Source organism: Tsukamurella sp. M9C, from assembly GCF_020169415.1.
Taxonomy (GTDB): Bacteria; Actinomycetota; Actinomycetes; order Mycobacteriales; family Mycobacteriaceae; genus Tsukamurella.
In genome coordinates this window covers 65,731-91,800 of sequence record NZ_JAIULG010000011.1, presented here as the reverse complement: position 1 = coordinate 91,800, position 26,070 = coordinate 65,731, and the positions used below count along the sequence as shown (strand labels likewise).

The 26,070-nt window shown below is 72.7% G+C and carries 23 protein-coding genes and 1 rRNA gene; 16 read left to right on the top strand and 8 right to left on the bottom strand.

Annotation, left to right across the window (positions count from 1 at the left end; genetic code table 11):
- From rrf to LB823_RS08355, 3 genes are all read left to right on the top strand, one after another.
- Positions 1-110 (top strand): 5S ribosomal RNA (gene rrf / locus LB823_RS08365); the annotation flags it as partial.
- Between the two features lie 207 nt (positions 111-317).
- Positions 318-1,013 (top strand): endonuclease NucS, encoded by a 696-nt coding sequence (nucS, locus tag LB823_RS08360; protein WP_224646413.1) that lies wholly within the window; start codon positions 318-320, stop codon positions 1,011-1,013.
- The gene (locus LB823_RS08355; RefSeq protein WP_224646412.1) at positions 1,013-1,306 is read left to right on the top strand and encodes a hypothetical protein; all 294 of its coding nucleotides are present in this window, start codon (positions 1,013-1,015) and stop codon (positions 1,304-1,306) included. Before nucS ends, LB823_RS08355 begins: the two co-directional genes overlap by 1 nt.
- Here the strand turns inward: LB823_RS08355 and LB823_RS08350 are convergent.
- Together LB823_RS08350 and mce are read right to left on the bottom strand one after the other, a co-directional pair.
- On the bottom strand, positions 1,303-2,361 hold the full coding sequence (locus LB823_RS08350; protein ID WP_224646411.1) for a hypothetical protein: 1,059 nt from the start codon (positions 2,359-2,361) through the stop codon (positions 1,303-1,305). The genes LB823_RS08355 and LB823_RS08350 overlap by 4 nt on opposite strands.
- A gap of 77 nt (positions 2,362-2,438) precedes the next feature.
- Positions 2,439-2,954 carry a methylmalonyl-CoA epimerase gene (gene mce, locus LB823_RS08345; protein ID WP_255603164.1) on the bottom strand — a complete coding sequence of 172 codons (516 nt, stop codon included), beginning with the start codon at positions 2,952-2,954 and terminating at the stop codon, positions 2,439-2,441.
- A gap of 52 nt (positions 2,955-3,006) precedes the next feature.
- Between mce and LB823_RS08340 the strand changes: the two genes are divergently transcribed.
- The 10 genes from LB823_RS08340 to LB823_RS08295 all read left to right on the top strand — a co-directional run bounded on the left by LB823_RS08340 (position 3,007) and on the right by LB823_RS08295 (position 14,782).
- Complete coding sequence (locus LB823_RS08340) at positions 3,007-4,221, top strand: acetyl-CoA C-acetyltransferase (RefSeq protein WP_224646409.1); 1,215 nt, start codon at positions 3,007-3,009, stop codon at positions 4,219-4,221.
- Positions 4,222-4,234: 13 nt separating this feature from the next.
- Positions 4,235-4,600: a DUF3817 domain-containing protein gene (locus tag LB823_RS08335; RefSeq protein ID WP_224646407.1), complete on the top strand. Its 366-nt coding sequence runs from the start codon at positions 4,235-4,237 to the stop codon at positions 4,598-4,600.
- Between the two features lie 65 nt (positions 4,601-4,665).
- Positions 4,666-7,611 carry an AMP-binding protein gene (locus tag LB823_RS08330; RefSeq protein WP_224646405.1) on the top strand — a complete coding sequence of 982 codons (2,946 nt, stop codon included), beginning with the start codon at positions 4,666-4,668 and terminating at the stop codon, positions 7,609-7,611.
- Between the two features lie 58 nt (positions 7,612-7,669).
- Complete coding sequence (locus tag LB823_RS08325) at positions 7,670-8,644, top strand: tetratricopeptide repeat protein (protein ID WP_374201292.1); 975 nt, start codon at positions 7,670-7,672, stop codon at positions 8,642-8,644.
- Between the two features lie 46 nt (positions 8,645-8,690).
- On the top strand, positions 8,691-9,950 hold the full coding sequence (locus LB823_RS08320) for an extracellular solute-binding protein (RefSeq protein WP_224646403.1): 1,260 nt from the start codon (positions 8,691-8,693) through the stop codon (positions 9,948-9,950).
- Entirely contained in the window at positions 9,950-10,903 is a 954-nt protein-coding gene (locus tag LB823_RS08315) for a carbohydrate ABC transporter permease (protein ID WP_224646401.1), read from the top strand. The genes LB823_RS08320 and LB823_RS08315 overlap by 1 nt, the downstream gene beginning before the upstream one ends.
- Positions 10,900-11,715 carry a carbohydrate ABC transporter permease gene (locus tag LB823_RS08310; protein ID WP_224646400.1) on the top strand — a complete coding sequence of 272 codons (816 nt, stop codon included), beginning with the start codon at positions 10,900-10,902 and terminating at the stop codon, positions 11,713-11,715. The genes LB823_RS08315 and LB823_RS08310 overlap by 4 nt, the downstream gene beginning before the upstream one ends.
- A 152-nt stretch (positions 11,716-11,867) precedes the next feature.
- A complete protein-coding gene (locus LB823_RS08305; RefSeq protein ID WP_224646399.1) occupies positions 11,868-12,824 on the top strand; it encodes an alpha/beta hydrolase in 957 nt (318 codons plus the stop codon).
- A 29-nt stretch (positions 12,825-12,853) separates the two neighbouring features.
- Positions 12,854-14,272: an acyl-CoA synthetase gene (locus tag LB823_RS08300; protein WP_224646398.1), complete on the top strand. Its 1,419-nt coding sequence runs from the start codon at positions 12,854-12,856 to the stop codon at positions 14,270-14,272.
- 24 nt (positions 14,273-14,296) lie between these two features.
- Positions 14,297-14,782: a lipoprotein LpqH gene (locus LB823_RS08295; protein WP_224646397.1), complete on the top strand. Its 486-nt coding sequence runs from the start codon at positions 14,297-14,299 to the stop codon at positions 14,780-14,782.
- Between the two features lie 28 nt (positions 14,783-14,810).
- On the opposite strand, the gene LB823_RS08290 is transcribed toward LB823_RS08295, so the two are convergent.
- Positions 14,811-15,704 (bottom strand): LysR family transcriptional regulator, encoded by an 894-nt coding sequence (locus LB823_RS08290; protein ID WP_224646396.1) that lies wholly within the window; start codon positions 15,702-15,704, stop codon positions 14,811-14,813.
- Between the two features lie 88 nt (positions 15,705-15,792).
- Here LB823_RS08290 and LB823_RS08285 point away from each other — a divergent pair, with 88 nt between their 5' ends.
- From LB823_RS08285 to LB823_RS08275, 3 genes are all read left to right on the top strand, one after another.
- A complete protein-coding gene (locus LB823_RS08285) occupies positions 15,793-17,187 on the top strand; it encodes a malate:quinone oxidoreductase (RefSeq protein WP_224646395.1) in 1,395 nt (464 codons plus the stop codon).
- Between the two features lie 63 nt (positions 17,188-17,250).
- Entirely contained in the window at positions 17,251-17,715 is a 465-nt protein-coding gene (locus LB823_RS08280) for a lipoprotein LpqH (protein ID WP_224646394.1), read from the top strand.
- Positions 17,716-17,738: 23 nt separating this feature from the next.
- Positions 17,739-18,176, top strand: coding sequence for a lipoprotein LpqH (locus LB823_RS08275; RefSeq protein WP_224646393.1), 438 nt, complete (start codon positions 17,739-17,741; stop codon positions 18,174-18,176).
- On the opposite strand, the gene LB823_RS08270 is transcribed toward LB823_RS08275, so the two are convergent.
- The 5 genes from LB823_RS08270 to LB823_RS08250 all read right to left on the bottom strand — a co-directional run bounded on the left by LB823_RS08270 (position 18,163) and on the right by LB823_RS08250 (position 26,009).
- Positions 18,163-18,903 carry an MBL fold metallo-hydrolase gene (locus LB823_RS08270; RefSeq protein WP_224646392.1) on the bottom strand — a complete coding sequence of 247 codons (741 nt, stop codon included), beginning with the start codon at positions 18,901-18,903 and terminating at the stop codon, positions 18,163-18,165. The genes LB823_RS08275 and LB823_RS08270 overlap by 14 nt on opposite strands.
- Positions 18,903-21,098: a 1,4-alpha-glucan branching protein GlgB gene (glgB, locus tag LB823_RS08265; RefSeq protein WP_224646391.1), complete on the bottom strand. Its 2,196-nt coding sequence runs from the start codon at positions 21,096-21,098 to the stop codon at positions 18,903-18,905. Before glgB ends, LB823_RS08270 begins: the two co-directional genes overlap by 1 nt.
- A gap of 42 nt (positions 21,099-21,140) precedes the next feature.
- Positions 21,141-23,141, bottom strand: a complete 2,001-nt coding sequence (locus LB823_RS08260) for an alpha-1,4-glucan--maltose-1-phosphate maltosyltransferase (RefSeq protein ID WP_224646390.1) — start codon at positions 23,139-23,141, stop codon at positions 21,141-21,143.
- Positions 23,142-23,261: 120 nt separating this feature from the next.
- On the bottom strand, positions 23,262-25,307 hold the full coding sequence (locus tag LB823_RS08255; protein ID WP_224646389.1) for an ATP-dependent DNA helicase: 2,046 nt from the start codon (positions 25,305-25,307) through the stop codon (positions 23,262-23,264).
- Positions 25,308-25,358: 51 nt separating this feature from the next.
- On the bottom strand, positions 25,359-26,009 hold the full coding sequence (locus LB823_RS08250) for a GntR family transcriptional regulator (protein ID WP_224646388.1): 651 nt from the start codon (positions 26,007-26,009) through the stop codon (positions 25,359-25,361).
- Between the last annotated feature and the right edge of the window lie 61 nt (positions 26,010-26,070).

The following is a 26,070-nucleotide window of genomic DNA, read 5'->3' as shown; positions in this document are numbered from 1 at the left end:
GCCATAGCGGAGGGGAAACGCCCGGCTCCATTCCGAACCCGGAAGCTAAGCCCTCCAGCGCCGATGGTACTGCACTCGCGAGGGTGTGGGAGAGTAGGACACCGCCGGACTAAAATTAGATACAGGAGAAGACCCTCGGGTCGGTGAGCAGAAATGCTCCCGGCGCGGGGGTCTTCTTCGTGTCCGCACATCGTTCTCCCGCGCGGTCCGCACGATTCCGTGGGGCCCGCACATCGCTTCCGCATCCGGCCACGGCGCCGTTCGGGCCAGCACCGGGGAGCGGGGCACCGTCGTTCCCGTGCCGTAAGGTGGAGCCCGTGCGTGTCGTGATTGCCGAATGCCAGGTCGACTACGTGGGCCGGCTGACCGCCCACCTCCCGATGGCCCGGCGCCTGATCCTGGTCAAGGCCGACGGTTCCGTCAGCATTCACGCGGACGATCGCGCCTACAAGCCTCTCAACTGGATGAGCCCGCCCTGTTGGCTCGAGACCGCCCCGTCGGACGACGAGGCGAAGGACGTGCCCGAGGGGCACCAGCTCTGGATCGTGCGGAACAAGGCGGAGGAGCAGCTCCGCATCCTCATCGGCGAGGTCGAGCACGACAGCAGCCACGATCTGGGGGTCGACCCGGGCCTCGTGAAGGACGGCGTCGAGGCGCACCTCCAGGAGCTCCTCGCCGAGCACACCCACACCTTCGGGGACGGCTACACCCTGATCCGGCGCGAGTACATGACGGCGATCGGCCCCGTCGACCTGCTGTGCCGCGACGCGGACGGCGGGACCGTGGCGGTGGAGGTCAAGCGCCGCGCGGAGATCGACGGCGTGGAGCAGCTGACCCGGTACCTGGAGCTGCTCAACCGCGACCCGCTGATCGCGCCCGTGACGGGCATTCTCGCGGCCCAGCAGGTCAAGCCCCAGGCCCGCACCCTCGCCGAGGACCGCGGTATCCGGTGCGTCACCGTCGATTACGACGTGCTGCGCGGCACCGAGGACACGTCCTACAAGCTCTTCTGATGGGCCGCAGGCCCGTCTCCCGCAAGCGTGCGGCGGCGCGGGACGGGCACCGTCCCCTGAGCGCCGGCGGTTTCGGCTCGCGGGTCGACCTCGGCGACGAGGCCTACCAGGTGCGCACCGTCACGGGGGCGGGCGCCGTCAAGGAGTACCGCTGCCCGGGATGCCACCAGGCGATCCCCGCGGGGACCGCGCACGTCGTGGTGTGGCCGTCCGCCGAGAGCGGAGGCGTCGCCGACCGGCGCCACTGGCACCGCGGTTGTTGGGCCAGGGAGGCCGGCCGGCGGGCGCGCTAGCGCTTCTCGATCGCGACCTGCTCCGTGACCGCCTCGTCGGCGGCGAAGTCCTCCGCGCCCAGGACCTGCTGCGCGCGCTGCGCCGCGGTGGGGGCGTCGTCGGCGACGTGCTCCGCCTTGGGGGCCGCCGCGGGGTCGAACGACGCGGGATCGATCCGCTTGTCGACGACCTGCGACTCGCCGTCGCCGGTCGCGAGGGCCTCGGGCACCAGCGAGAGCTGTCGGCGCACCGTCTCCAGCTGATCGAGGATGGACGCGCGCAGCGACTGCATGTCCTCGGTGATCCGCCGGGCGTTCGCGACCTGCGTGGCGATCCGGGTGTTCGTGTCCTCGAGCTTCTGCTCCGCGGTGGCGTTCGCGGTGTTCAGAGTCTGCTCGGCGCGCTCGTTCGCGGAGTCGACCCGCTCGCGGGCCTCGTCCTTCGACGCGTCCTCGAGCTCGGTGATCGTGCGGATCGCCTTGTCCCGGCGCATCGACATCGCCATGTCGAAGTCGTTCTGGACGCGCTCGCGGTTCTCCGCGGCCGACTGAGCCAGCTTCTCGGACTCGGCCTTCGCCTCGGCCTTGATGCGCTCCGCCTCGGCGTGCGCGTCCTTCATCGTCTTCTCGTGCTCGGACTCCATGGCCTCGCGGCGCGCGGTCATGTCCGAGCGCATGCGGTCGGCCTCGCGCCGGGTGGTCTCCGCCTCCTGGCGGGCCAGCGAGCGCACCTCGGCGGACTCGTTCTGGGCTGCGGCACGGATCTCCGAGGCCTCGTCGGAGGCGAGGCGCATCATGCGGGCGATGCGGTCGCTCATGCCCTCGGCGCTCGTCGGCGGGACGCTGAGGCGATCCACCTCGCGGCGCAGGTTGTCGATCTCGTCCTGCGCCTCGTCGAGGAGGTCCGTCAACTCGCGCGCGTGCGCCGAGGCCGCGTCGCGGTCGGCGGCGAGCACGCGCAGTTCGGCCTGGTACCGGTGGAACTGCTCGGTGACCTGGTCCCGGTCGTACCCACGCAGGACCACCGCGAACGGTGCGGGCGCCGGGCCGCCCGGGAAGTTGTCCGTATTCGCCATGCTCCGAATGGTACGTGGACGGCCCGCGCTCGCGGCGTCAGCAGTCGCAAAAGGTCCGAATTGTGGCCCGTGCCGGGTCAGGACGCGGGTTCGACCAGTTCGACGAGGATCCCGCCGGCGTCCTTCGGGTGCAGGAAGTTGATCCGCGAGCCCGCGGTGCCGTTCCGGGGGGCGTCGTACAGCAGCCGTACGCCCTGCTCCTGCAGGTGCGCGGTGACGGCCGCGAGATCGGAGACCCGGTAGGCGAGCTGCTGCATGCCCGGGCCGTTGCGGTCGAGGAACTTCGCGATGGTCGACTCGGGGGTGAGGGGGGCGAGGACCTGCAGCTGCGCCGCGCTCGACGGTGCGCCGTCGGCCGCCAGCAGCGAGGCGGGGGAGAGCATGCCCTCGCGCACGCCCTGCGCCTCGTTGATCTCCTCGTGCGTGCACACCATGCCGAGGACGCGGGCGTACCACTCGAGGGCCGCGTCGAAATCGGACACGGCGACGCCGACGTGGTCGATACCCAGCACGTATTCGGCGGGGACGGCGTGCGCGGCGGGGTGCTCGCCGTGGGCGGTGTGATCTGTTTGTCGCGATTGGCTCTCTGTCATGCCTCGAATGTAGCTTTGAGGTGGAAGACCCCTGCCCACTAGGAGGAACGAAGTGGCCCCGTCCGCACCCCATCAGGACCCCACGGTCATCGTCGCCGGCGCTCGGACGCCCTTCGGCAAGCTGCTCGGCGCGCTCAAGTCGCAGTCCGGCACGGACCTCGGCGCGGTCGCCATCCGCGGCGCGCTGGAGAAGAGCGGCGTCGACCCGCAGACGATCGACTACGTGATCATGGGCCAGGTCCTCACCGCCGGCGCCGGGCAGATGCCCGCGCGCCAGGCCGCGATCGCGGGCGGCGTGCCGTGGGACGTGCCCACCCTGACCATCAACAAGATGTGCCTGTCGGGCATCAACGCCATCGCGCTCGCCGACCAGCTCATCCGGGCCGGCGAGTACGAGGTCGTCGTCGCCGGCGGCCAGGAGTCGATGACGCAGGCGCCGCACATCCTCACGGGCAGCCGCGAGGGCCACAAGTACGGCAGCATCGAGATGCTCGACCACACCGCCTACGACGGCCTGCACGACGTCTTCACCGACCAGCCGATGGGCGGGCTCACCGAGCAGCTCAACACCACCGACACGGTGACCTACTCCCGCGAGGAGCAGGACGCCTTCGCCGCTGACTCGCACCGCAAGGCCGCGGAGGCCTGGGCCGCCGGCAAGTTCGCCGACGAGGTCGTCCCCGTCGAGATCCCGCAGCGCCGCGGCGAGCCGATCCGCGTCAGCGAGGACGAGGGCGTCCGTGGCGACACCACCGCCGAGTCGCTGGCCAAGCTGCGGCCGGCGTTCGCCAAGGACGGCAGCATCACCGCCGGCAACGCCAGCCAGCTCACCGACGGCGCCGTCGCCGTCGTCGTCATGCGCAAGAGCAAGGCGCAGGAGCTCGGCCTCGACTACCTGGCCGAGATCGGCGCGCACGGCGTCGTCGCCGGCCCGGACTCGTCGCTGCAGCACCAGCCCTCCAACGCCATCAAGAAGGCCTGCGACAAGCAGGGCATCAGCCCGGCCGATCTCGACCTGCTCGAGATCAACGAGGCCTTCGCCGCCGTGGGCCTCGCGTCCACCGCCGACCTCGGCGTCGACGCCGACAAGGTCAACGTCGACGGCGGCGCGATCGCCATCGGTCACCCGCTCGGCGCCTCCGGCGCCCGCATCGTCCTGCACCTCGCGCTCGAGCTGGCCCGCCGCGGCGGCGGCACCGGTGCCGCCGGACTGTGCGGCGCCGGCGGCCAGGGCGACGCGCTCATCATCACCGTCCCCGGGAAGTAGAGAGAAACTCCGCATGAACGAATCCCTCGCGTCCAAGATCGTCACCGCCTTCAAGGTCGTCGCCTTCCTCGAGGCCCTCACCTGGGTGTGGCTGATCATCGGCATGATCATCAAGCGGGTACAGGACAAGCCCGACGCGATCGCCGTGCCCGGTATGACGCACGGCATCGTCTTCATGGTGTTGGTCGTGCTGACCCTCGCGGTCGCCTACGCCCGCAAGTGGGACCTGAAGACCCTCGCCCTCGGCCTGCTCGCCACGGTCCTGCCCTTCTGCTCCGTCGTCTTCGAGGTGTGGGCGCAGCGCGCCGGCAAGCTCGACGCCCCCGCGACGGCCACCGCCGCGGACAAGGCCGAGCCCGCCGACGCGATCGGCGGTTAGGACGCACGGCGCCCCGCCTACCGGTACGTTGACTCGCTGACGGAAGCTGTGGAGAGGTGGGGCACATGGTGGACATCCTGGGCGGGCTGCCCGGTGGGAAGGCGCTTGAGGCGTCGGTGAACCGCCTGGCGGCCACGGCGCGCAACGGCTTCGAGGTGCTCACGCAGGGTGGCCTCGAGACCGGGGCGAAACCCTCGCAGTTCACGGTCGTCGAGCGCTCGCCGATGTACCGCCTCCGGCGGTACTTCGCGGACCGGGCGCCGGCGCCCGCGGTGGACGACCGGCCGGTGATCCTGCTGGTGCCGCCCATGATGGTCGACGCCAACGTCTTCGACGTCACGGAGAACAACGGCGCCGTGTCGGTGCTGCACCGCGCGGGCCTCGACCCGTGGGTCATCGACTTCGGCGCGCCCGACCGCGAGGAGGGCGGCCTCGAGCGCAACCTCGCGGATCACGTCGTCGCCATCTCCAAGGCGATCGAGCAGGTGGCGGTGTTCCGCGGTCGCGACGTGCACATCGGCGGCTACTCCCAGGGCGGCATGTTCTGCTACCAGGTGGCCGCCTACCGGCAGTCCCGGTCGATCGCGAGCCTCGTGACCTTCGGCAGCCCCGTCGACATCTCGGCGGGCCTGCCGCTCGGCGCGCCGCCCGCGCTGGTCAACAAGGGCGCCGAATTCGTCGCCGACCACGTCTTCAACCGCTTCTACCTCCCCAGTTGGATGGTGCAGCGCGGTTTCGAGATGCTCAACCCCGTCAAGGCGGTGCGCTCGCGGCTCGACTTCGTCCGGCAGCTGCACGACCGCGACGCCCTGCTGCCGCGCGAGGACCAGCGCCGCTTCCTCGAGGCCGACGGCTGGGTCGCCTACGCGGGGCCCGCGGTGGCCGACCTGCTCAAGCAGTTCGTCGTGCACAACCGCATGCTCACCGGCGGCTTCGCCATCGACGGCGACGCCGTCTCCCTCGCGTCCATCACGAGCCCCGTGCTCGCCTTCGTCGGCCTGTCGGACCAGATCGGCCGGCCCAGCGCCGTCCGCGGGATCCTGCAGGCGGCGCCGAAGGCCGAGGTCTACGAGGCGCAGGTCTCAGCCGGTCACTTCGGCCTCGTCGTCGGCAGCTCGGCGGGCGCGGTCACGTATCCGACGGTGACGCGGTGGATCAACTGGCTGGAGGGCCGCGGCCCGCAGCCGGAGAACGTCGTCGCGATGCAGCCCGACGACGGCCGCGACGTCGGCGTCAACCCGCTCGTCGCGGGCCTGGGCGGCATCGCCACCGTCGGCTTCGTCGCCGCGCGCGACGTCCTCGACGCGGCCTCCGGCGCCGCGGCCGGCGCCTCCGCCGTCGCCCGCGAGGTGACCCGCGGGCTGCCGAAGCTGGCCCGCCTCGGGCAGCTGCAGGCGCACACCCAGGTCTCGCTCGGCAAGCTGCTCGCGGAGCAGGCCGCGGCGGATCCGCACGGCGAGCTCTTCCTCTACGAGGACCGCGTGCACACCAAGCACGCGGTGAACGAGCGCATCGACCGCGTCGTCAGCGGCCTGATCCAGGTCGGGGTGCGGCAGGGCGAGCACGTGGGCGTGCTCATGCACACCCGGCCGTCGGCCCTGGTCGCGATGGCCGCGCTGTCACGGCTCGGCGCTGTGGCCGTGCTGTTGCCGCCGGGCACCGACTACGCCGCCGCGCTGCGGCTGGGGGAGGCCGCCTCGGTCCTCACGGACCCCGAGCACGCGCAGGAGGCCGTGGCGGTCGCCGAGCGCGTCTTCGTCGTCGGCGGCGGCGACCGCCGCGACCGGCCGGGTGCCGCCCGGCAGGACCTCGGCGCGGAGCTGGTCGACCTCGAGCAGGTCGACCCGGACAACGTGCGGATCCCGCGCTGGTACCGGCCCGACGCGGGCCTCGGCCGCGACCTGGCCTTCGTGATGTTCTCGGAGGTCGGCGGGCGGCTGCGGGCCAAGCGGGTCACGAACGGCCGGTGGGCGCTCTCCGCCTTCGGCACCGCGTCGGCCGCGCGGCTGTCGCAGAGCGACACCGTCTACTGCCTCACCCCGCTCAGCCACAGCTCGGGCCTCATGACCAGCCTCGGCGGCGCGCTCGCCGGCGGCTCGCGCATCGCGCTCACCCGCGACTTCGACCCGGAGCGGTTCATGGTCGAGGTGCAGCGCTACGGGGTCACGGTGGTCTGCTACACCTGGAACCTCATGCGCGCGGTGCTCGACACCCCCGGCCTGGAGATCCCGCGCTACCACCCGGTCCGCGCCTTCATCGGCTCCGGCATGTCGGCGGAGCTCTCGCGCCGCGTCGGCGAGACCTTCGACGCGCAGGTCGTCGAGTTCTACGCCTCCACCGAGGGCGAGATCGTGCTGGCCAGGGTCCGCACCGGCAAGCCGGGGGCGAAGGGCCGGCGCCTGCCGGGCAGCGCCGACGTGGCCCTCGTCGACTACTACTTCGACTCCGGGCGCTTCGTCGAGGACGGCGACGGCTTCCTGCAGGAGGTCGGGGACGGCGAGGTGGGCGTGCTCATCGGCCGCGCCGATCCCGACGCCACGCACCGCGACGTGCTGCTGCGCGGCGTCTTCCGGCCGGGCGACGCCTGGTTCTCCACGGGCCACCTCTTCCGGCGCGACGAGGACGGCGACTACTGGCTGGTCGACGACGTCCGCACCGTCGCCGTCACGGAGCGCGGGCCGGTGTACTCGATCCCGATCACCGACGTGCTCGAGCAGCTCGGGCAGGTCGAGCAGGCCGTCGTGTACCAGGTGCCCGGCGACGGGGCCGACGGTGTGCCGCGCGTCGTCGCCGCGGTCACGGTGCGGGACGACGCGGAGCTGACGGCCGACGAGATCAGCGACGCGTTCGCCGGCCGGCACGGCCAGTACCCGGACGCGGTGCACGTCGTCGACGAGGTGCCGCTCACCAGTTGGTACCGCCCGCGGCGGGGCGCGCTCGCCGCCGCCGGGATGCCCGCGCCCGGTCCCACGTCCTGGCGGTTCGACCCGGATCAGCAGCGCTACCTGTGATCCCGGTCCGGACGGTCGCCGCGGGCGGCCGCCGCACGGGGCGTGCCAAGATGGAGGGGTGACTACACCTCGAGGCGCATCTCCACAGGATCAGGCACGCGCGCTGCGCACGGCCGCGGCGATGGCCGGCGCGGTCGACCTCTCGGGTCTCAAGGCCCGCGCGGAGGCGAAGGCCGCCCAGCAGGCCCGCCCGGCACCGTCGGGCGAGGCGGGCCCGGCCGGCGCCGCCCCCGGGCCCGGCGTGGTCGACGTGACGGACCAGAGCTTCCCGGTCGAGGTCATCGACCGGTCCGCGAACCGGTTGGTGGTCGTGCTGTTGGCCGCGTCGTACAGCGAGCAGTCGCAGGCGATGGCGGCGGTGCTGGAGAAGCTCGCCGCGGATGACGCGGGCCGGTGGACCCTCGCCCGCGTCGACGTCGACGGGGCGCCCGGCGTCGCGCAGGCCTTCGGCGCGCAGTCGGTGCCGATGGTGGTGGCCGTCGCCGCGGGGCGCGCGGTGACGGCCTTCGCGGGCGCGCAACCGGAGCCGGCGGCGCGGCAGTGGCTCGACGACGTGCTCGCCCAGCTGCCGCCCGAGTTCGGTGGCGGCGTGGCGGGGGAGGCACCGTCGGACCCGCGGCGCGACGCGGCGGAGCAGCTCGCGGGCGACGGCGACTACGACGGCGCCCGCGCCGCGTACGAGGCGATCCTGCACGCGAATCCGGGCGACGCCGAAGCGGCGGCCGCGGTCAAGCAGATGGCCTTCTTCGCCCGCGCCACGAAGGGCGAGCCCGGGGCGATCGCGCGCGACGACGCGGCGGCCGGCGCGACGGGCGAGGAACGGGTCGCACCGGCGCTCGCCGCCGCCGACGAGGAGCTGCTCACCGGCTCGCCGAAGGGGGCCTTCGACAGGCTCATCGCCGCGATCCGCGTCACCGCGGGCGACGACCGCTCGGCGTTGCGCACCCGGCTGCTGGAGCTCTTCGAGCTCTTCGACCCGGCGGATCCCGTGGTGCTCGCGGCCCGGCGTGATCTGGCGGGCGCCCTCTTCTGACGCGGCCCGGTCCGCGACGCGGACGAAGGTTTGCGATACTTACCCGGTGTCTGACTATGGTGTGTCCCGACGGGCGGTGCTGACGGGCGTCGGCGGCGTGGCCCTCGCGGGCGCGCTCGCGGCATGCGGTGGGAACACCGGTCGCGGCGGCGGGGCCCGCGGTGACCTGCGCGCCTGGTTCCACCAGTACGGCGAGCAGGGAGCGCCGGAGGCGCTCACGCGGTACGCCGGCGACTACCCGGACGGCGGCGTGCGGGTCAGCGCCTTCCCGGGCGACTACGACCAGAAGGTGTCGTCGGCGCTGGTCAGCGGCGACGGCCCGGACGTCTTCGAATTCGCCAACGGTCCCACGATCGACATGATCGCCGCCGGGCAGGTCGCCGACCTCACCGACCTGCTGGGCGACGCGCGCTCCGACTTCACCCCGGCGCTGCTCGACCGGATGACGCACAACGGCCGGGTGTACGGCATCCCGCAGGTCACCGACACCCAGCTCCTGGTCTACCGGAAATCCATGCTCGCCGAGGCGGGCGTCGTCCCGCCGCGCACGCTCGACGAGCTCGTGTCGGCCGCGCGGGCCCTGAACCGGGGCCGGGTCAAGGGGCTCTTCCTCGGCAACAGCGGTGGCGCGGACGTCCTCGGCGGCGTCCTGCTCTGGTCGTCCGGGCACGACTACCTGACCCCCGACCACAGGCCGGGCTTCGTCGACGAGGAGGTCGCGGTCGGCCTGCGGGCGATGCGCGGGCTGTTCACGTCGGGCGACCTGCTGCTCGGCGCGCCGCAGGACTGGTCCGACCCGGGGGCCTTCATCGCGGGGCAGACGGCGATGCAGTGGACGGGCCTGTGGGCGCTGCCCGCGATCCGGGCGGCGCTCGGCGACGACTTCGGCGTGCGGCCCTTCCCGGCGATCGGCCCGAACGGCGGGACGAGCGTGCCCTTCGGCGCGTACGGCGCCGCGGTCAACGCCGGCGGCGACGTCGAGCGGGCGAAGAAGTTCGTGCAGTGGCTGTGGGTGAAGCGCACCGATCTCCAGCTCGACTGGGCGCAGGGCTACGGCCTGCACGTCCCGGCGCGCCGCTCGCTGGTCCCGCAGGCCACGAAGCTCGCGACCGGCGTGTACAACGAGGCGGCCGACCTGGTGAACTCCGTCGGTCGTCCCCAGACCCCGCTGCTGTGGACGCCGCGCAGCGCCACCGCGTACCGCGACGCCCTCGACCGGGTGATCCGCGGCGGCGCCGATCCGATGGCGGAGCTGCGCGAGGTCGCGTCGGTGGTCGAGAAGGAACTCGAGCGGTTCCCGCGCTGATGTCCCTCCGGCCCGCCCGCCGTGCGCCGTCCCGGCCCGACGCGGGCGGGGCGTGGCGCGACTCGCCGCACCTGTGGTTCTGGCTGATGACGGGGCCCTTCCTCGCGGGCCTCGCGGTGTTCGTCCTCGTCCCGATCGGGTGGAGCGTGTGGCTGAGCCTGTTCGACGCACACAACACGGTGACGCCGACGCGGTTCGTGGGCCTGGACAACTACCGGGACATGCTGGCGGACCCCGCCTTCCGCTCCAGCCTGGTCACGTTCGTCGTCTTCGCGGCGATCGTCGTGCCGCTGACCTTCGCGGGCTCGCTCGCGCTCGCGGTGCTCGTGCACGGGGTGCGCCGGTTCCAGGCCTTCTTCCGCTCGGTCTTCTTCCTGCCGCTGGCGTGCAGCTACATCGCCGCGTCACTGATCTGGCGCGGCTCGATCTTCCCCGGGGTGCCGACGGGCGTCGCCAACGCGGCGCTCCGGGCCGTCGGCGCGGAGCCCGTGGCGTGGCTGTCGGTGGTCGATCCGCCCTGGTACTGGCTGGTGCTGGTGACGCTGCGCCTGTGGCTGCAGCTGGGCTTCTACATGGTCCTGTTCCTGGCCGCCCTGCAGCGCGTGCCGCGGCACCTGTACGAGGCGGCCGCGCTGGACGGCGCGTCCGGATGGACGACGTTCGTACGCATCACGCTGCCGCAGCTGCGCGCCGTCTCCGTCGCGGTGCTGCTGCTGGCGACGGTCAACGCCTTCCAGGCCTTCGACGAGTTCTACGGCGTGATGGCCACCGCGCAGGGCTATCCGCCGTACGCCCGACCGCCGCTGATCTACCTCTACTACGTGGCCGTCGGCAACGGGCAGGACTTCGGGCACGGCGGCGCGGGCGGGATCCTGCTCACCGCCCTGATCGCGGTGATCGCCCTGGCCCAGGGCCGGTTCACGGGGCTGTTCCGCGGGCGGGGCGAGCGGTGAGCGCGGCCCGCGCGGGGAGGTACGTGCTGCTGATGGGCCTCGCCGCCCTCTTCCTGCTGCCGCTGTACCTGCTGGCCCGCGGCGCGGTCGGCACGCCGATGGACGTCGCGACGGGGGACTGGCTGCCGCGTCGCCCCGACGGCGTCGCCTTCCGGCACATCTTCTCCGACGAGGCCCGCCCGCTCGCCCGGGCGCTGCTCAACTCGACGACGGTGGCCGTGCTGCAGACGTTCGGCACCGTCGCCGTCGCGCTGCCGGCCGGGTACGCCTTCGCCCGGATCCGGGTGGCGTACGCCGACAAGGTCTTCGCCGTCGTCCTCGCGACGCTCCTGGTCCCGGCCGCCGTGACCTTCGTGCCGACCTTCGTCATGGTCTCCACGCTGGGCTGGGTGTCGTCGCTGCAGGGGCTGGTGGTGCCCGGGCTGTTCCAGGCGACCGCGGTCTTCCTGTTCCGGCAGCACTTCCTCGGCTTCCCCCGGGAGCTCGAGGAGGCCGCCGTGCTCGACGGTGCCGGGCCCGCCCGGGTGTTCCTCGCGGTCGCGCTGCCCGGGGCGGGCGCGGTGACGGCGGCGGTCGCGACGATCACCTTCGTCGGGAGTTGGAACGCGTTCCTCTGGCCCCTCGTGATCGGTCAGGATCCGCAGTCGTGGACGGTCCAGTTGGTCCTGTCGAGCTACATCACGGCGCAGTCGGTGAACGTGCCCGCGATGTTCGCCGCCGCCGTGGTATCGATCGCCCCCTTGCTGGCGTTCTTCCTGGTAGCACAACGTTGGATCGTCGCCGGCGTGGAGCGGACGGGGATCTCCGGCTGACCGCGCGTGACCCGCGTCACGGCCGTCGGGGGCCTGGCGACCGGGACACGCCGGGAGCGGTGATAGCTCGATTCGCTGGATCTATCGATGGCATCGGCCTAGTCTGAACCGGTTCTGTTCGGCCTCTCCGGGTCGGGCGAGAGGAGACGATGATGTCGGTCACCGAACACCGCGGTGTGAGCGCCCAGTCGGCGCTGGCGATCGCGGGGGCGCGGCTGCTGCTCAAGCCCCTGATCGCGCTGTACCCGGTGCGGGCCTGGTCGTTCGCGCCGCTCGCCCTGGGCGAGGGCCTGGCGAACCTCATCGGGTGGACGCCGAACGACGTCGAGGTGGAGCGGGTCGAGCTCGCCGGCGTCCCCGTGGAGCGGCTCGTGCCGACCGCGGGCGACCTGCGGCCCGACGTCGCGATCTGCTACTACCACGGCGGCGCCTTCCTCGCGGGCGGGCCCGGCACCCATCGCCGCGTGGCGGCGGCCCTCGCGCGCACCCTCGGCGTCACCGTCTTCAACGTGGACTACCGCCAGCTGCCCGACGTGGGCGTCGGCACGTCCGTCGACGACGGCTACCGCGTGTTCCGGGCGGTCACGGACTCCGGCCGGTACCAGCAGGTCGCCGTGGGCGGCGACTCCGCGGGCGGCTACATCTCGGCCAAGGTGGTGGAGCTGGCGTACCTCGACGCAGTGCGCACCCCGGCCGCCTACTTCGGCTTCTCTCCGCTGCTCACGCCCACCGTCACTGACGACGATCCGCGGCACGACATCGACGACGCCTACCTCACCGCGGGCAAGCTCGCCGGGCTGCGCGACTTCTTCGACCGCGGCCCGGTCGCCTTCCGCGGCCACGACGACGCCACCGAGATCGAGCCCGCGGCGTTCCCGCCGGCGCTCGTCATCGCCTGTACCGACGAGATGCTGCGCGTCGACGCCGAGCGCCTGCACGAGCGCCTCGACCGCGCAGGAAAGCCCTGCGACCTGCACCTCTACCAGGGTGGCGTGCACGCCTTCCCCGTGCTCGCGGGCGTGACGCCCGAGAGTGCGCAGGCCGTCCAGATCACCACGCTCTTCCTCGAGGCGGCGTTCGACGCGCGCCTGCAGTACCGCGCCGCCTGACGGGGCGCCGCGCGGCATAGGCTGGGGCCATGCTGCTGCCGCACACGGTCACGCCCGTTCCGCCCGGCTCCGACGGTGAGCCGGCCGTCACCGTCGGGGGCCGCACCCTGACCCGGACCGAGCTCATCGGCGCCACCACGGCGGTCGCCGAGCGGCTGGGCGGCCTCGGCGTGCGCGGCCCCGTCGCGGTGTGGGCCGAGCCGACGCTCGCCACCGTGATCGCGATCGTCGGCGGTGTTCGCGCCGGCGTCCCGGTCGTTCCCGTCCCGCCGGATTCGGGCACCGCGGAGATCGCCCACGTGCTCGCCGATTCCGGCGCGCAGGCCTGGCTCGGCGCGACCCCGCAGGATCCGCACGGGCTACCCGCGGTCCCGGTCCGCGAGCACGCCCGCGGCTGGCACGCCCTGCCCGAGCCGCCCGCGGCCGCGACCGCGCTCCTGATGTACACCTCGGGCACGACGGGGGCGCCGAAGGGCGTCCCCATCCGCCGGGAGGCCATCGCGGCGTGCATCGACGGGCTCGTGGACGCCTGGGGGTGGACCGCGAACGACACTCTCGTGCACGGCCTTCCGCTCTTCCACGTGCACGGGCTCATCCTCGGCGTCCTCGGCCCGCTGCGGGTGGGCAGCCCGCTGGTGCACACCGGGAAGCCGACCCCGGAGGCCTACGCGGCGGCGGGCGGCACGATGTACTTCGGCGTGCCCACCGTCTGGTCGCGCATCGCCCGCGACCCAGAATCCGCTGCGGCCCTGCGGGACGCGCGGCTCCTCGTCTCGGGCAGCGCGCCCCTGCCGGCGCCGGTCTTCGAGCGGATCCGCGAGCTCACGGGGCAAGAGATCGTGGAGCGCTACGGCATGACGGAGACCCTGATCACCGTGAGTGCGCGCGTCGACGGCGAGCGCCGCCCCGGCTGGGTCGGCCTGCCGATCGCGGGCGTCGAGTCGCGGATCATCGCGGAATCGGGTGACGAGGCGCCGCACGACGGCGAATCGATCGGGGCGCTGCAGATCCGCGGCCCGATGGTCGGCACGAAGTACCTGAACCGCCCCGACGCCACGGCCGAGTCCTGGGTGGGCGACGGCTGGTTCGACACCGGCGACGTCGCGGTGATCGACTCGACCGGCTTCCACCGCATCGTGGGCCGCGCCTCCACCGACCTGATCAAGACCGGGGGCTTCCGCGTCGGCGCCGGCGAGATCGAGGCCGCGCTGCTCGGCCACGCGGACGTCCGCGAGGCCGCTGTCGTGGGGCTGCCCGACGATGACCTCGGGCAGCGCCTCGTCGCCTTCCTCGTCGCCGACGGCCCGCGCGACGATGCGGCCGCCGCCGCGATCGTCGAGTTCGTGGGGGAGACGCTCTCGAAGCACAAGCGCCCCCGGGAGATCCGCTTCGTCGACGACCTTCCGCGCAACCCGATGGGCAAGGTGCAGAAGAAGCAGCTCCTGTAGCCGCGTATGTGGTGGGATCGCCGTATGGATCAGGGGATGCGTTCGGCGGTGGTGTGCGTATTCGCGGCGGCGTCGATCGCGGGCTGCACCACGTCCGTGAGCGGGACGGCGGTGCCGGCGGGGAGTGGTGCGGCCACGGTCGCGGGCGGCGGGGGTGGCGACCGGGGTGGTTCGTACGCCTCTCTGACGCTCGACGGTGTGGCGCCGCCGGGCGGCGACCGGATCGCGGTCGAGTGCGACGATGTCGCCGGAACCCTGGTGGTGGCGTCCGGCGAGCCGCCGGTGACCATCGGGATCACGATCCTCACCGCTGACTACCCGCGGGTGGAGACGCTCGCCCTCACCCTCGAGAACGGAAAGGTGTACTTCGGGCAGGAGTCCACCTACTCGGCGCGGAAGGACGGCGGCGCATACATCGTGACGGGCGACGTCGAGGGATTCGGTGGCGACGTCACCGACGGCACGCTCGGCAGCGTCGTCCAGCGCTTCGAGCTCAGGATCACCTGCTGATCCGGCCGCGTGGGCCGAGTGTCCCGGCCTACCCGGGGCGCCCTTCGGCGGTGTCGAGGATGAAGTCGTGCAGGTGCCGGGTGGCCGGAGCGAGGGTGGTCGTCGCGCGGGCAAGGGCGACGGCGCGGCGGTGCTCGCCCGCCAGCGGCACCTCCGCCACGTCCGACGGTGCGCGGTCGTCGTGCGGGAGCAGGGCGACGCCGAGCCCCCGGGCGATGAGCTCGCGGATCGTCGCGAATTCGGTGACCTCGACGGCGATCGCGGGCGTGAAGCCGGCCGCGGTGCACCAGCGCTCGGTGGTGCCGCGCAGGTGGTAGTCGGGCGGATTGGCGATGAAGGTCTCGGACCGCAACTGCGCCAGCCGGATCTTCTTCGCCCCGGCGAGCGGGTGGGTGCGGGGGAGCGCGGCCAGGATCTCCTGGGATCCGATCACGGTGTGCGGCAGCCGCTCCGGCGGCGGAATGGTCACCGCGAGGTCCAGGGCGCCGGTCTCCAGGTCGCGGACGAGCTCCGAGCCGTGCCCCTGCTTGAGCGTCACGGTGATCCCGGGGTGCGCGCGGCGGAAGGCGGAGAGCAGGTCCGGTAGGCGGCCCGAGCCCATGGTGAGCGGGAAGCCGAACCGCACGGTGCCGTGTTCGCCGTCGCCCTCGCCCACCACCGCGTCGATCGCGAGGCCGAGCTCGCGCAGCGGATCCCGGATCCGCCGGGCCAGGTCCTCGCCAGCGGCGGTCAGGCGCACGGTGCGCCCGGCGTGGACGAGCAGCGGGGTCCGCAGATCGCCCTCGAGGGAGTGGATCCGGCGGCTCATCGACGACTGGGGGATGCCGAGCGCGGCCGCGGCGCGGGTCATGTGCCCGTCGTGCGCCGCGAGGGCGGCGAGCGCCTGCAGCTGCGGGGCGAACAGGCTCAGCCATTGATCCATATTCGGATCATATCGCCGCAAGACCTCATTGGACGGATGAGTACCGCGCGTTCGATGCTGGTACCGAACCCACCTAGAGGAGGATCCGATGGTCACCCACTCCACCCCGGGATTCGACGCCGACGTCGTCCTGATCGGCGGCGGCATCATGTCCGCGACGCTCGGCGCGATGCTCGCGCAGGAGCGGCCCGACTGGCGGATCCTGCTGCTCGAGCGCGCCGACGCGCTCGCCACCGAGAGCAGCGGGCCCTGGAACAACGCCGGCACCGGCCACAGCGGCTTCTGCGAGCTCAACTACATGCCCGACCCCGCCGACGGCACCAAGCCTCTGTCGATGGTCGAACAGTTCGGGCGCACCCGCGCCTGGTGGGACGGCCTCGTCGCGGCGGGACTGCTCGACGGCGGCTTCCTGCACCTGACCCCGCACCTCGACGTCGTCTTCGGCGAGCGCGACATGACCTACCTGCGGCAGCGCTTCGAGACCCTGCGCACGCACCCGGAGTTCGCGGCGATGGAGTACACGGAGAACCCGGAGACGATCCGGCAGTGGGCGCCGCTGGTCATGGAGGGCCGCGGCCCCGAGTCCATGTGGGGCCGCATGGCCGCCACCCGTCACCCCGGCGGCACCGACGTCGACTTCGGGGCGCTGACCCGCGGCCTCACCGCGATCCTCACCGACGCCGGCGGCGAGGTGCGCTTCGGCCACGAGGTGACGCGGCTGCGCCGCACCCTCGCGGGTTGGACGGTGCGCGGCCGGGGACCCCAGGGGCGCTTCGAGATCCGCGCCCGGCGCGTCTTCGTCGGCGCGGGCGGCAAGGCCCTGCGGCTGCTGCAGAGCGCGCGGCTGCCCGAGGTGCGGGGCTACGCCGTGCTCCCCGTCGGGGCGGCGTTCCTCCGCTGCTCGGATCCCGAGGTGGCGCGCCGCCTCGACGGGAAGGTGTACGGGCAGGCCGACATCGGCGCACCGCCGATGTCGGTGCCGCACCTGGACCGTCGGTACGTCGACGGTGCCGATCACCTCCTGTTCGGCCCGTACGCCACGTTCAGCACCAAGCTCCTCAAGCGGGGCCGGCTCACCGACTTCTTCACCACATTGCGGCCCGGCAACCTGCACGTGATCGCCGCTGCCGGACTGCAGAACCTCGCCCTGGTGCGGTACCTCGTCGCCCAGCTCGCGGCGAGCCGGCGGGCGAGGTTCGCCGACCTGCAGCGGTTCTACCCGGCCGCCGACCCGGCGCAGTGGGAACTCGTCCCCGCGGGCCAGCGGGCCCAGCTGGTGACCCCGGATCGCCGTCGCATCGGCGTGCTCCAGCAGGGGACGGAGCTCGTCACGGGCGCCGACGGCACCATCGCCGGCCTGCTCGGCGCGTCGCCGGGGGCGAGCACCGCGGTGCCGATCATGCAGGACCTCCTCGTGCGGTGGGGGATCGAGCCGGCGGTGGGACTGCAATCGAACTCCGAGAAGTCGCCCGTCGCGCACTGACGTGTGCTTTCCTCCACTCGGGTGAAAAGCCCGAATTCGGTTCCGTGCCTAAGGAGGCCCGCTATGAATCGCTCCCTCGTCATCGCCTCGGCGGTGGTCTTCGCCTCGATCGGACTCACCGCCTGCGGCGGGGGATCCGACAAGGGCTCGGACTCCGCACCCGCGAACACGGCGTCGGCGAACACCGACGCGAAGACCGTCGTCAAGGTCGACGGCAAGGACCTCACGGGCGTCGACCTCAGCAACGTGGGCTGCGCCAAGCAGGGCGATCGCTTCGCGATCGGCGCCGGCGGCGCGTCGGGCGGGGTCGGCGCGACCCTCAAGGACGGCAACCCGCCCACCGTCGAGACCGTGGGCATCACCGTCGACGGCACCGCCCTCGCGGTCGGTCCCGGCGTCGGTAAGGCGACCGTCAAGGTCGACGGCGACCGCTACACCATCAGCGGCACCGCGTCCGGCGCCAGCATCTCGAACCCGATGGCGGGGATGGTCTCGAAGGACTTCGAGATCGTCGTCACCTGCAAGTAGTACCCGTGCCTGAGGAGGCCCCCGTGCATCGTTCCCTCGTCACCACCTCGGTGGTCGCCCTCGCCGCTCTCGGACTCGCCGCGTGCGGCGGGGGCGAGGACGCGGGGTCGGTCCGGTCCGGCGCCGACGCGGTCGTCAAGGTCGACGGCAAGGACGTCTCCGGAGTGGACCTGTCGACCGTGTCCTGCGTCCGGCAGGGGGAGAACTTCGTGATCGGTACAGGCGGCGCGAACGGCGCCGTCGCCGTCACGATGACCACCCACAACCCGCCGGTCCTGCAGACGGTGGGCATCACCGCCGACGGCACCACCCTCGCGGTGGGCGGCGGCGTGGGCGAGGCCACGGTGCGGGTCGAAGGGACCCGCTACACCATCACCGGTACCGCACAGGGCGCGAGCATCGCGGACCCGGCGGCGGGAGTGGTCCGCAAGCCCTTCGAGATCGCCGTCACCTGCCGGTAGCGCGCGCCTGCGTGACGGCGTCCGCCGGGTCCCCGCGCCACGGCTCGCCGTGGCCGGGGGCCAGCTGGTCGGCGTCCAGCACGGCGATCGTGTCGAGTGCGGCGGTCGTGGCCGCCGGGTCGTGGGAGAAGAACGCCGGCAACAGCTGCGGCCCCGTCGTGCCCGAGAGCGGGTGGCCGGTCACCAAAGCGTCGCCCGTCGCGACGACGCCGCCCGGCAGCAGGAAGGCGGTGTGCCCCGAGGTGTGGCCCGCGCACGGCACCGGCACCGGCGCGCCCGGCAGGTCCAGCGGCGCGCCGGCCGCGGGCAGTGCGAAGGGCTCGGCGTAGGGCATTTCCACGTGCCCCAGCACGCCCACGCGGGCGACGTCGGCCATCCACTTCCAGGTGCGGGGCCGCCACATGATCGGCAGCAGGTCCAGCGGGGCCGCCTGCTCGTGCGCCTCGCCGCGGGCGTGCGCGAGTTCGTCGGGGTGCGCGAGTACCTGCGTGCCGTACCGCTCGTGCAGCTTCGCGATGCCGCCCACGTGGTCGATGTGCGCGTGCGTCACCAGGATCGCCCGGACGTCCTGGGGGCGGCGGCCGATCGACGCCAGCTCCGCCTCCACCCGGTCCACGTCGCCGGCCCAGCCCGCGTCGATCAGGGTGACGTCGGCACCGTCGACCAGGGCGAGGAAGTTGACGTGCGTGCCGCCGCCGAACCAGACGCCGGGCGCGAGCTCGCGCATCACTGCCCGTCGAAGGTCAGCCAGAGGGCGGAGTTCGGGCCGAGCACGACCTCCGCCGAGGCCTCGCGGCCGTGCCAGGACCGCGCCTCCGCGGTGACGCCGCCCATGTTGCCGGCGCCGGTGCCCTCGTAATCCGTGGAGTCGGTGTTGAGGATCTCGCGCCAGGAGCCCGCGAAGGGCACGCCGACGCGGTAGCGCTCGTGGGTCTGCCCGGAGAAGTTGTACAGGCACAGCACCACGGAACCGTCGCTGCCCCAGCGCAGGAAGCTGAGCACGTTGTTCTGCGAGTCGTTCGCGTCCACCCATTCGTAGCCCGACGGGGTGGTGTCCTGGCTCCACAGCGCTGGGTGCGAGCGGTACGCGGCGTTGAGATCCCGCGTGAGCGCCTGGATCCCGGCGTGCAGCTCGCCCTCCCAGCCGTCGAGGCTGTCCCAGTCCAGGGAGCGCTCCTCCGACCACTCGCGGACCTGCCCGAACTCCTGGCCCATGAACAGCAGCTGCTTGCCGGGGTGGCCCCACATGTACGCGAGGAGGGCGCGCACGCCGGACGCCTTGGTGTGCGCGTCGCCCGGCATCCGGGTCCACAGCGTGCCCTTGCCGTGCACCACCTCGTCGTGGCTGATGGGGAGCACGAAGTTCTCGCTCCACGCGTACATCAGCGAGAAGGTGACCTCGTGATGGTGGAAGTTGCGGTGCACCTGATCGCGCCCGAGATAGCCCAGGGTGTCGTGCATCCAGCCCATGTTCCACTTCATGGTGAAGCCGAGGCCGCCGAGGTTCGTCGGGCGCGTGACGCCCGGCCAGCTCGTCGACTCCTCGGCGACGGTGACCACGCCGGGGAAGAGCTTGTGCACGGTGGCGTTCATCTCCTGCAGGAACTCCACCGCCTCGAGGTTCTCCCTGCCGCCGTAGACGTTCGGGGTCCAGCCGCCCTCGGGGCGCGAGTAGTCGAGGTAGAGCATCGAGGCGACCGCGTCCACCCGCAGGCCGTCGATGTGGAACTCGTCGAACCAGTACAGGGCGTTGGCCACCAGGAAGTTCCGCACCTCGCGGCGGCCGAAGTCGAAGACGTAGGTGCCCCAGTCCAGCTGCTCGCCGCGCTGCGGATCGCTGTGCTCGTACAGCGCCTTGCCGTCGAACCGCGCGAGCGCCCAGGCGTCCTTGGGGAAGTGGGCGGGCACCCAGTCCACGATGATGCCGATCCCGCGCTCGTGCAGCACGTCCACGAACTCGCGGAACTCGTCCGGGGTGCCGAACCGGGACGTGGGCGCGTAGTACGAGGTGACCTGGTAGCCCCAGGAGCCGCCGAAGGGGTGCTCGGCGACGGGCATCAGCTCGACGTGCGTGAAGCCCGTCTCGGTGACGTAGTCGGCCAGCTCGCGGGCGAGGTCCAGGTAGCTCAGGCCCTGCCGCCACGAGCCCAGGTGCACCTCGTAGGTGCTCATGGGTCGGTCGGTCGGGATCTGCTTGGCCCGCTCGGTGATCCACGCGGCGTCCCGCCACTCGTGCGTGCTGTGCGTGACGATCGACGCGGTGGCCGGGGGCACCTCGGTCCGCCGCGCCATCGGATCCGCCTTCTCGACGGTGCCGCCGCCCTCGGTGAAGATCCGGAACTTGTAGGCCGCGCCGTCGCCGACGCCCGGCACGAAGACCTCCCAGACTCCCGAGGAGCCGAGCGTGCGCATGGGGTAGGACTCGCCGGACCAGTACTCGAAATCGCCGATCACCGTGACGCCGCGGGCGTTCGGGGCCCACACAGCGAACGACGTGCCCGTGACCTCGCCGTCGGGGGTGGTGTAGCTGCGCAGGTGCGCGCCGAGCACGTCCCACAGCCGCTCGTGCCGGCCCTCGGAGATCAGGTGCTGGTCGAGCTCGCCGATCGTCGGCAGGAAGCGGTAGCCGTCGGCCACGACGGTGCGGCCGGCGGGGTAGAGCACCTCGTACCGGTAGTCGGCGAGGTCGCTGATCGGCACCTCGGCGCCCCACAGCGCGCCCTGCAGCTGCGCCAGCGGGTAGCTCTCCCCGCCGATCACGGCCGCGACGGCGGTGGCGCCCGGCTTCAGCGTGCGCAGCACGGTCCCGCGCGAGGTGGGGTGCGCGCCCAGGATCGCGTGCGGATCGTGGTAGGCGCCGGAGAGCAGGCGTGCGGCGGTGTCGGGGTCGACGGCCGCTGCCGCGGCGGGGTTCTCGGTCATGGGGTGGGGCCTTCCTCAGCAGTGTGCAGGGCCGTTGCGCCGCTAGGGCTCCCGGTAGGACAGTTCCCGTCGCTGCTGCGGGTCGAGTTGCGGGAGGACCAGGATGTGGGCCACGTTGCGCCACGGTTCCAGTCGGACGAAGTTCGCCTGACCCCAGTGATACACCTCGCCGGAGACCTCGTCGCGCACCGGGAAGCGCTCGTGCCAGTCCCGGCCGAGTGCCGGCAGGTCCAGCCACACGTTGCCCGCCTCCGCCCCGAACGGGTTGAGGTTCACCACCACCAGCACCAGGTCGCCCGTGGTCGCGTCGTGCTTGCTGTAGGCGATCAGAGCGTCGTTGTCGACGGCGTGGAAGTGGAGGTTGCGCAGCTGCTGCAGGGCTGGGTGGCGGCGGCGGATCTCGTTGAGCCGGGTGATCCACGGCTCCAGCGACTCGCCGCGGCTCTGTGCCGCCTTGTAGTCGCGCGGGCGCAGCTCGTACTTCTCGGAGTCGAGGTACTCCTCGCTGCCCTCGCGGACCGGGACGTGCTCGTAGAGCTCGTAACCCGAATACATGCCCCAGCTGGGGGAGAGCGTGCTCGCGAGCGCGGCCCGGATCGCGAACATGCCGGGTCCGCCGTGCTGCAGGCTCTCGTGCAGGATGTCCGGCGTGTTCACCCAGAGGTTCGGCCGGCACACGTCGGCCTGCGCCGCGTGCTCCCGCGCGAACTCCTCGAGCTCCCACTTCGCGGTGCGCCACGTGAAGTACGTGTAGCTCTGCGTGAAGCCCGCCTTGGCGAGCCCGTACATCCGCGCCGGGCGGGTGAACGCCTCGGCCAGGAACAGGACGTTCGGGTTGACCTTCTTCACCTCGGCGATCAGCCAGTACCAGAAGTCCGGCGGCTTGGTGTGCGGGTTGTCCACCCGGAAGATCTCGATGCCGCGCTGCACCCAGAACAGGGTGACGCGCAACAGCTCCCGGTAGATGCCGGTCCGGTCGTCGTCGAAGTTGATCGGGTAGATGTCCTGGTACTTCTTCGGCGGGTTCTCGGCGTAGGCGATGGTGCCGTCGGGCAGCACCGTGAACCACTCCGGATGCTCCCTCGCCCAGGGATGATCCGGCGCGGCCTGGAAGGCCAGGTCGAGTGCGACCTCCATGCCCAGGTCGCGGGTGCGTTGGGTGAAGTAGTCGAAGTCGTCGAGCGTCCCGAGTGCGGGGTGCACGGCGTCGTGCCCGCCCTCGTCGGAGCCGATCGCCCACGGGACGCCGACGTCGTGCTCCTCGGGCGTGAGGGTGTTGTTGCGGCCCTTGCGGTTCACCTTCCCGATCGGATGGACCGGCGGGAGGTAGACGATGTCGAAGCCCATCTCCGCGATGCGGGGCAGCTCCTCCGCCGCGGTGTGGAACGTGCCGTGCACGGGCCTGCCCTCGGCGTCCCAGCCGCCGGTGGAGCGCGGGAAGAGCTCGTACCAGGAGCCGAACAGGGCTCGGGTGCGGTCCACCCAGACCCGGTAGGTGCGGGACTTGGTGATCAGCTCCCGCACCGGGTACTGCTGCAGCAGCCGGGTGACGTCGGGATGCAGTGCGGCGCCGGTGCGTTCGACGAGGCTGCGGTCTCCGGCCCGGAGCGCGGCGGCCGCGGCGAGGACCGGGCCGCGGTCACCGTCGGGCACGCCGCCGGCGGCGCGCTCGAACAGGCGCGCCCCGAGCTCCAGGTCGTTCGCGAGCTCCGCCGGGCCCTGGCCGGCGGCGAGCTTCTTCTGCACGGCGCTGCGCCAGGTGGTGGCCGGGTCCGACCAGCCCTCGATCCGGAGCGACCAGTAGCCCGTGAGGTCCGGGCGGAAGACGGCGTGGAACCGGTCGGGTTCGGCCGCGGGCGACATGCGGATGTAGGTCGACGTGCCGTCCGGCCCCGTCACGACGACGGACGCCGCGACGGCGTCGTGGCCCTCGCGCCAGACGGTGGCGGACACCGGCACGACCTCGCCGACGACCGCCTTGCTCGGGTATTGCCCGCCCGACACCACGGGTTCGATGTCGTCGATGCCGATGCGCCCTGTCACCGGGTCAACGGTAGTCGAAGAGGCCGGTTTACGGGCGAGTACTTCCGCCCCGCGCGGGCCCCCGCGCGGCCCCACCTGCGGGCCTTTCCGGTTGTGCCCGGACGGGTCCGGAACCGCGGGTCAGGACTGCGAGAGGCGCTGCAGTGCCGCCACCGCGGTGGCGCGGTCCGCCGTCTCCCAGAACGGCGGCAACGAGGCGCGCAGGAAGCCGCCGTAGCGGGCCGTCGCGAGGCGCGAGTCCAGGACGGCGACCACACCCTTGTCGTCGGTGGAGCGCAGGAGGCGGCCCACGCCCTGCGCGAGCAGCAAGGCCGCGTGGGTGGCCGCGACCGCCATGAAGCCGTTCCCGCCCCGCGATTCGACGGCGCGCTGCCGGGCCGTGAGGAGGGGGTCGTCCGGCCGCGGGAAGGGGATCCGGTCGATGAGCACGAGCGAGAGCGACGGCCCCGGCACGTCGACGCCCTGCCACAGGCTGAGCGTGCCGAACAGGGACGTCGCCGGGTCCGCGGCGAAGTCCCGCACGAGCTGGCCGGTGTTGCCCTCGCCCTGGCACAGGATGGGCGTGTCCACGCGCTCGCGCAGGGCCTCCGCGGCGGCCTTCGCGGCGCGGGTGGAGCTGAACAGGCCCAGGGTGCGCCCGCCCGCGGCCGTCAGCAGCGTCTCGATCTCGTCGAGGATCGCGGGCGCCGTGCCGTCGCGCCCGGGCGGCGGCAGCTTCGTGGCGACGTACAGGATCCCCGACCGGGGGTAGTCGAAGGGCGAGCCGACGTCGATGTGGCTCCACTCGAGGTTTCCGTCCGGCTTCTTGCCGGTCGCCAGCGCCGGGTCCCGGTCGGGCTCGGGCGTCGGTGCGTCGCCGCCCGCGCGCGGCAGGCCCCACGAGCCGGCGACGGAGTCGAAGGCGCCGCCCACCGCGAGCGTCGCCGAGGTGAGCACGACCGTCGACTCGCCGAACAGGCGCGTGCGCAGCAGGCCGCCGACCGACAGCGGCGCGACGTACAGCGTCCGACGGAAGCCGCCGCCGCGGTTCGGGACGTCGGAGGTCCACACCACGTCGCGGCGTTTGGACTCGTCGGGCTCGTCGAAGGCGGTGAGCACGCGGACCGCGGTGTCGTGCACGTCGTCGAGGGCGGTGAGTGCCGCGCTGCGTGCCGCGGCGGCGTCGGCGTCGAGGTTGGCGCCGCGCGCCGGGCCGACGGCGGTGCGGGTGGCCCATGCGGCGTCGCGGACGGCGGCGAGGGCGGGGCCGGCACCGTCGGGCAGGCCGAGCCAGCGCCGCGTGCCGGAGTCGTCGAGCAGGCGGGTGAGGCCCTCCGAGGCCGCGACGAGGGAGTCGGCGATCTCCTCCTCGACGAGCTTGCCCGCGCGGCGGGCCGCCGCCGCGACGGTCGCGCCCGTGAGCTCGGCGGTGGCGACCGAGGTCACCCGGTCCACCAGCTCGTGCGCCTCGTCGACGATGACGGCGTCGTGCTCGGGCAGCACCTTGACCTCGGTCATCGCGTCGATCGCGAGGAGCGCGTGGTTGGTGACCACCACGTCCACCTGGCCGGTGCGCTTGCGCGCCGCCTCGGCGAAGCAGTCCTGACCGTAGGTGCAGTTGGTGGCGCCGAGGCACTCGCGGGCGCCGACGCTGACCAGCCGCCAGGACTGGTCGCTCACGGCGGGGGTGAGCTCGTCGCGGTCGCCGGTCTCGGTGTCGCTGCTCCACTCGCGCAGGCGCTTCATATCCCTGCCGAGCCGCGACGCGGCGAAGGGGTCGAACAGCTCCTCGCTGTCGGGCTCGGAGGCCACCGAGCTGTGCAACTTGTTGAGGCACAGGTAGTTCCCGCGGCCTTTGAGGATGGCGAACTCGGGCTCCCGGCCCAGGTCCGGCTTCAGCGCCTTCGCCAGGCGGGGCAGGTCGCGGTCCACTAGCTGCTGCTGCAGCGCGATGGTCGCCGTGCTCACGACGACGGTCTTGCGGGAGGTCACGGCGTGCCGGATCGCGGGCACGAGATAGGCGAGCGACTTGCCGGTGCCGGTGCCGGCCTGCACGGCGAGGTGCTCGCCGGTGTCCAGCGAGTGGGCGACGGCCGCGGCCATCCGCACCTGGCCCTCGCGCTTGCTGCCGCCGAGCGCGGTGACCGCGGTGTCCAGCAGTTTCGGCACGATCGGCGGTTCGCTCACCCGGGGAGTCTAGCCGTCCGGCGGCGTCGCGCCGGGGAGGCCCGGCCGGGGCTACAGGTGCGGGCCGCCGGTGCCGTAGCTGTCGCGCTGATGGGCGTCGAGGAGCCGCGTGAACTCGATGGTGTCGCCCGCGACGGCGGCCGCGAGGACGGCGCGGTGGTCGGCGATCGTGTGGTCGGCGTCCCCGATGATGCGGCCGGCGTGGTGGGTCAGGGAGAACCGCTGCCGGTCCCGCAGGCGCGCGTAGGTCGCGGACATCAACTCGTTGTCCGCGAGGTCGACGAAGGCGCTGTGGAAGGCCATCGCGGCCTCGGCGAAAGCGGGGAAGTCGCCGGCCCGCAGCGCCCGCTCCTGCTCCGCGAGGTTCGGCTGCATGCGCTCGTCGAGATCCCGCCGCGCCGCCTCGCCGGAGTGGAAGACGCCCGCGGATTCCAGGGCCAGCCGCAACTGGGCGGACTCGCGGATCTCCCGCGGGGTGAGCCCCTGCACCTGCGCGCCGCGCTGGGCGTAGATGCGGACCCAGCCCTCCTCCTGCAGCCGCGCCAGCGCGGCGCGCACGGGAGTGCGGCTCATCGAGAGCTCGCCGGCCAGCGCGTTCTCGCTGAGCATCGTGCCCGGTTCGAGACCGCCGCCCACGATGGCGTCGCGGATGTGGGCGTGCGCGCGCTCGGCCGCGGTGGGGGCGCCGTCGGCTGCGGGCATGACGCTCCTTCGCTGCGAGATGTCGTGGGACCTCTGGACAGTACCCGGCTCATTAGGATAC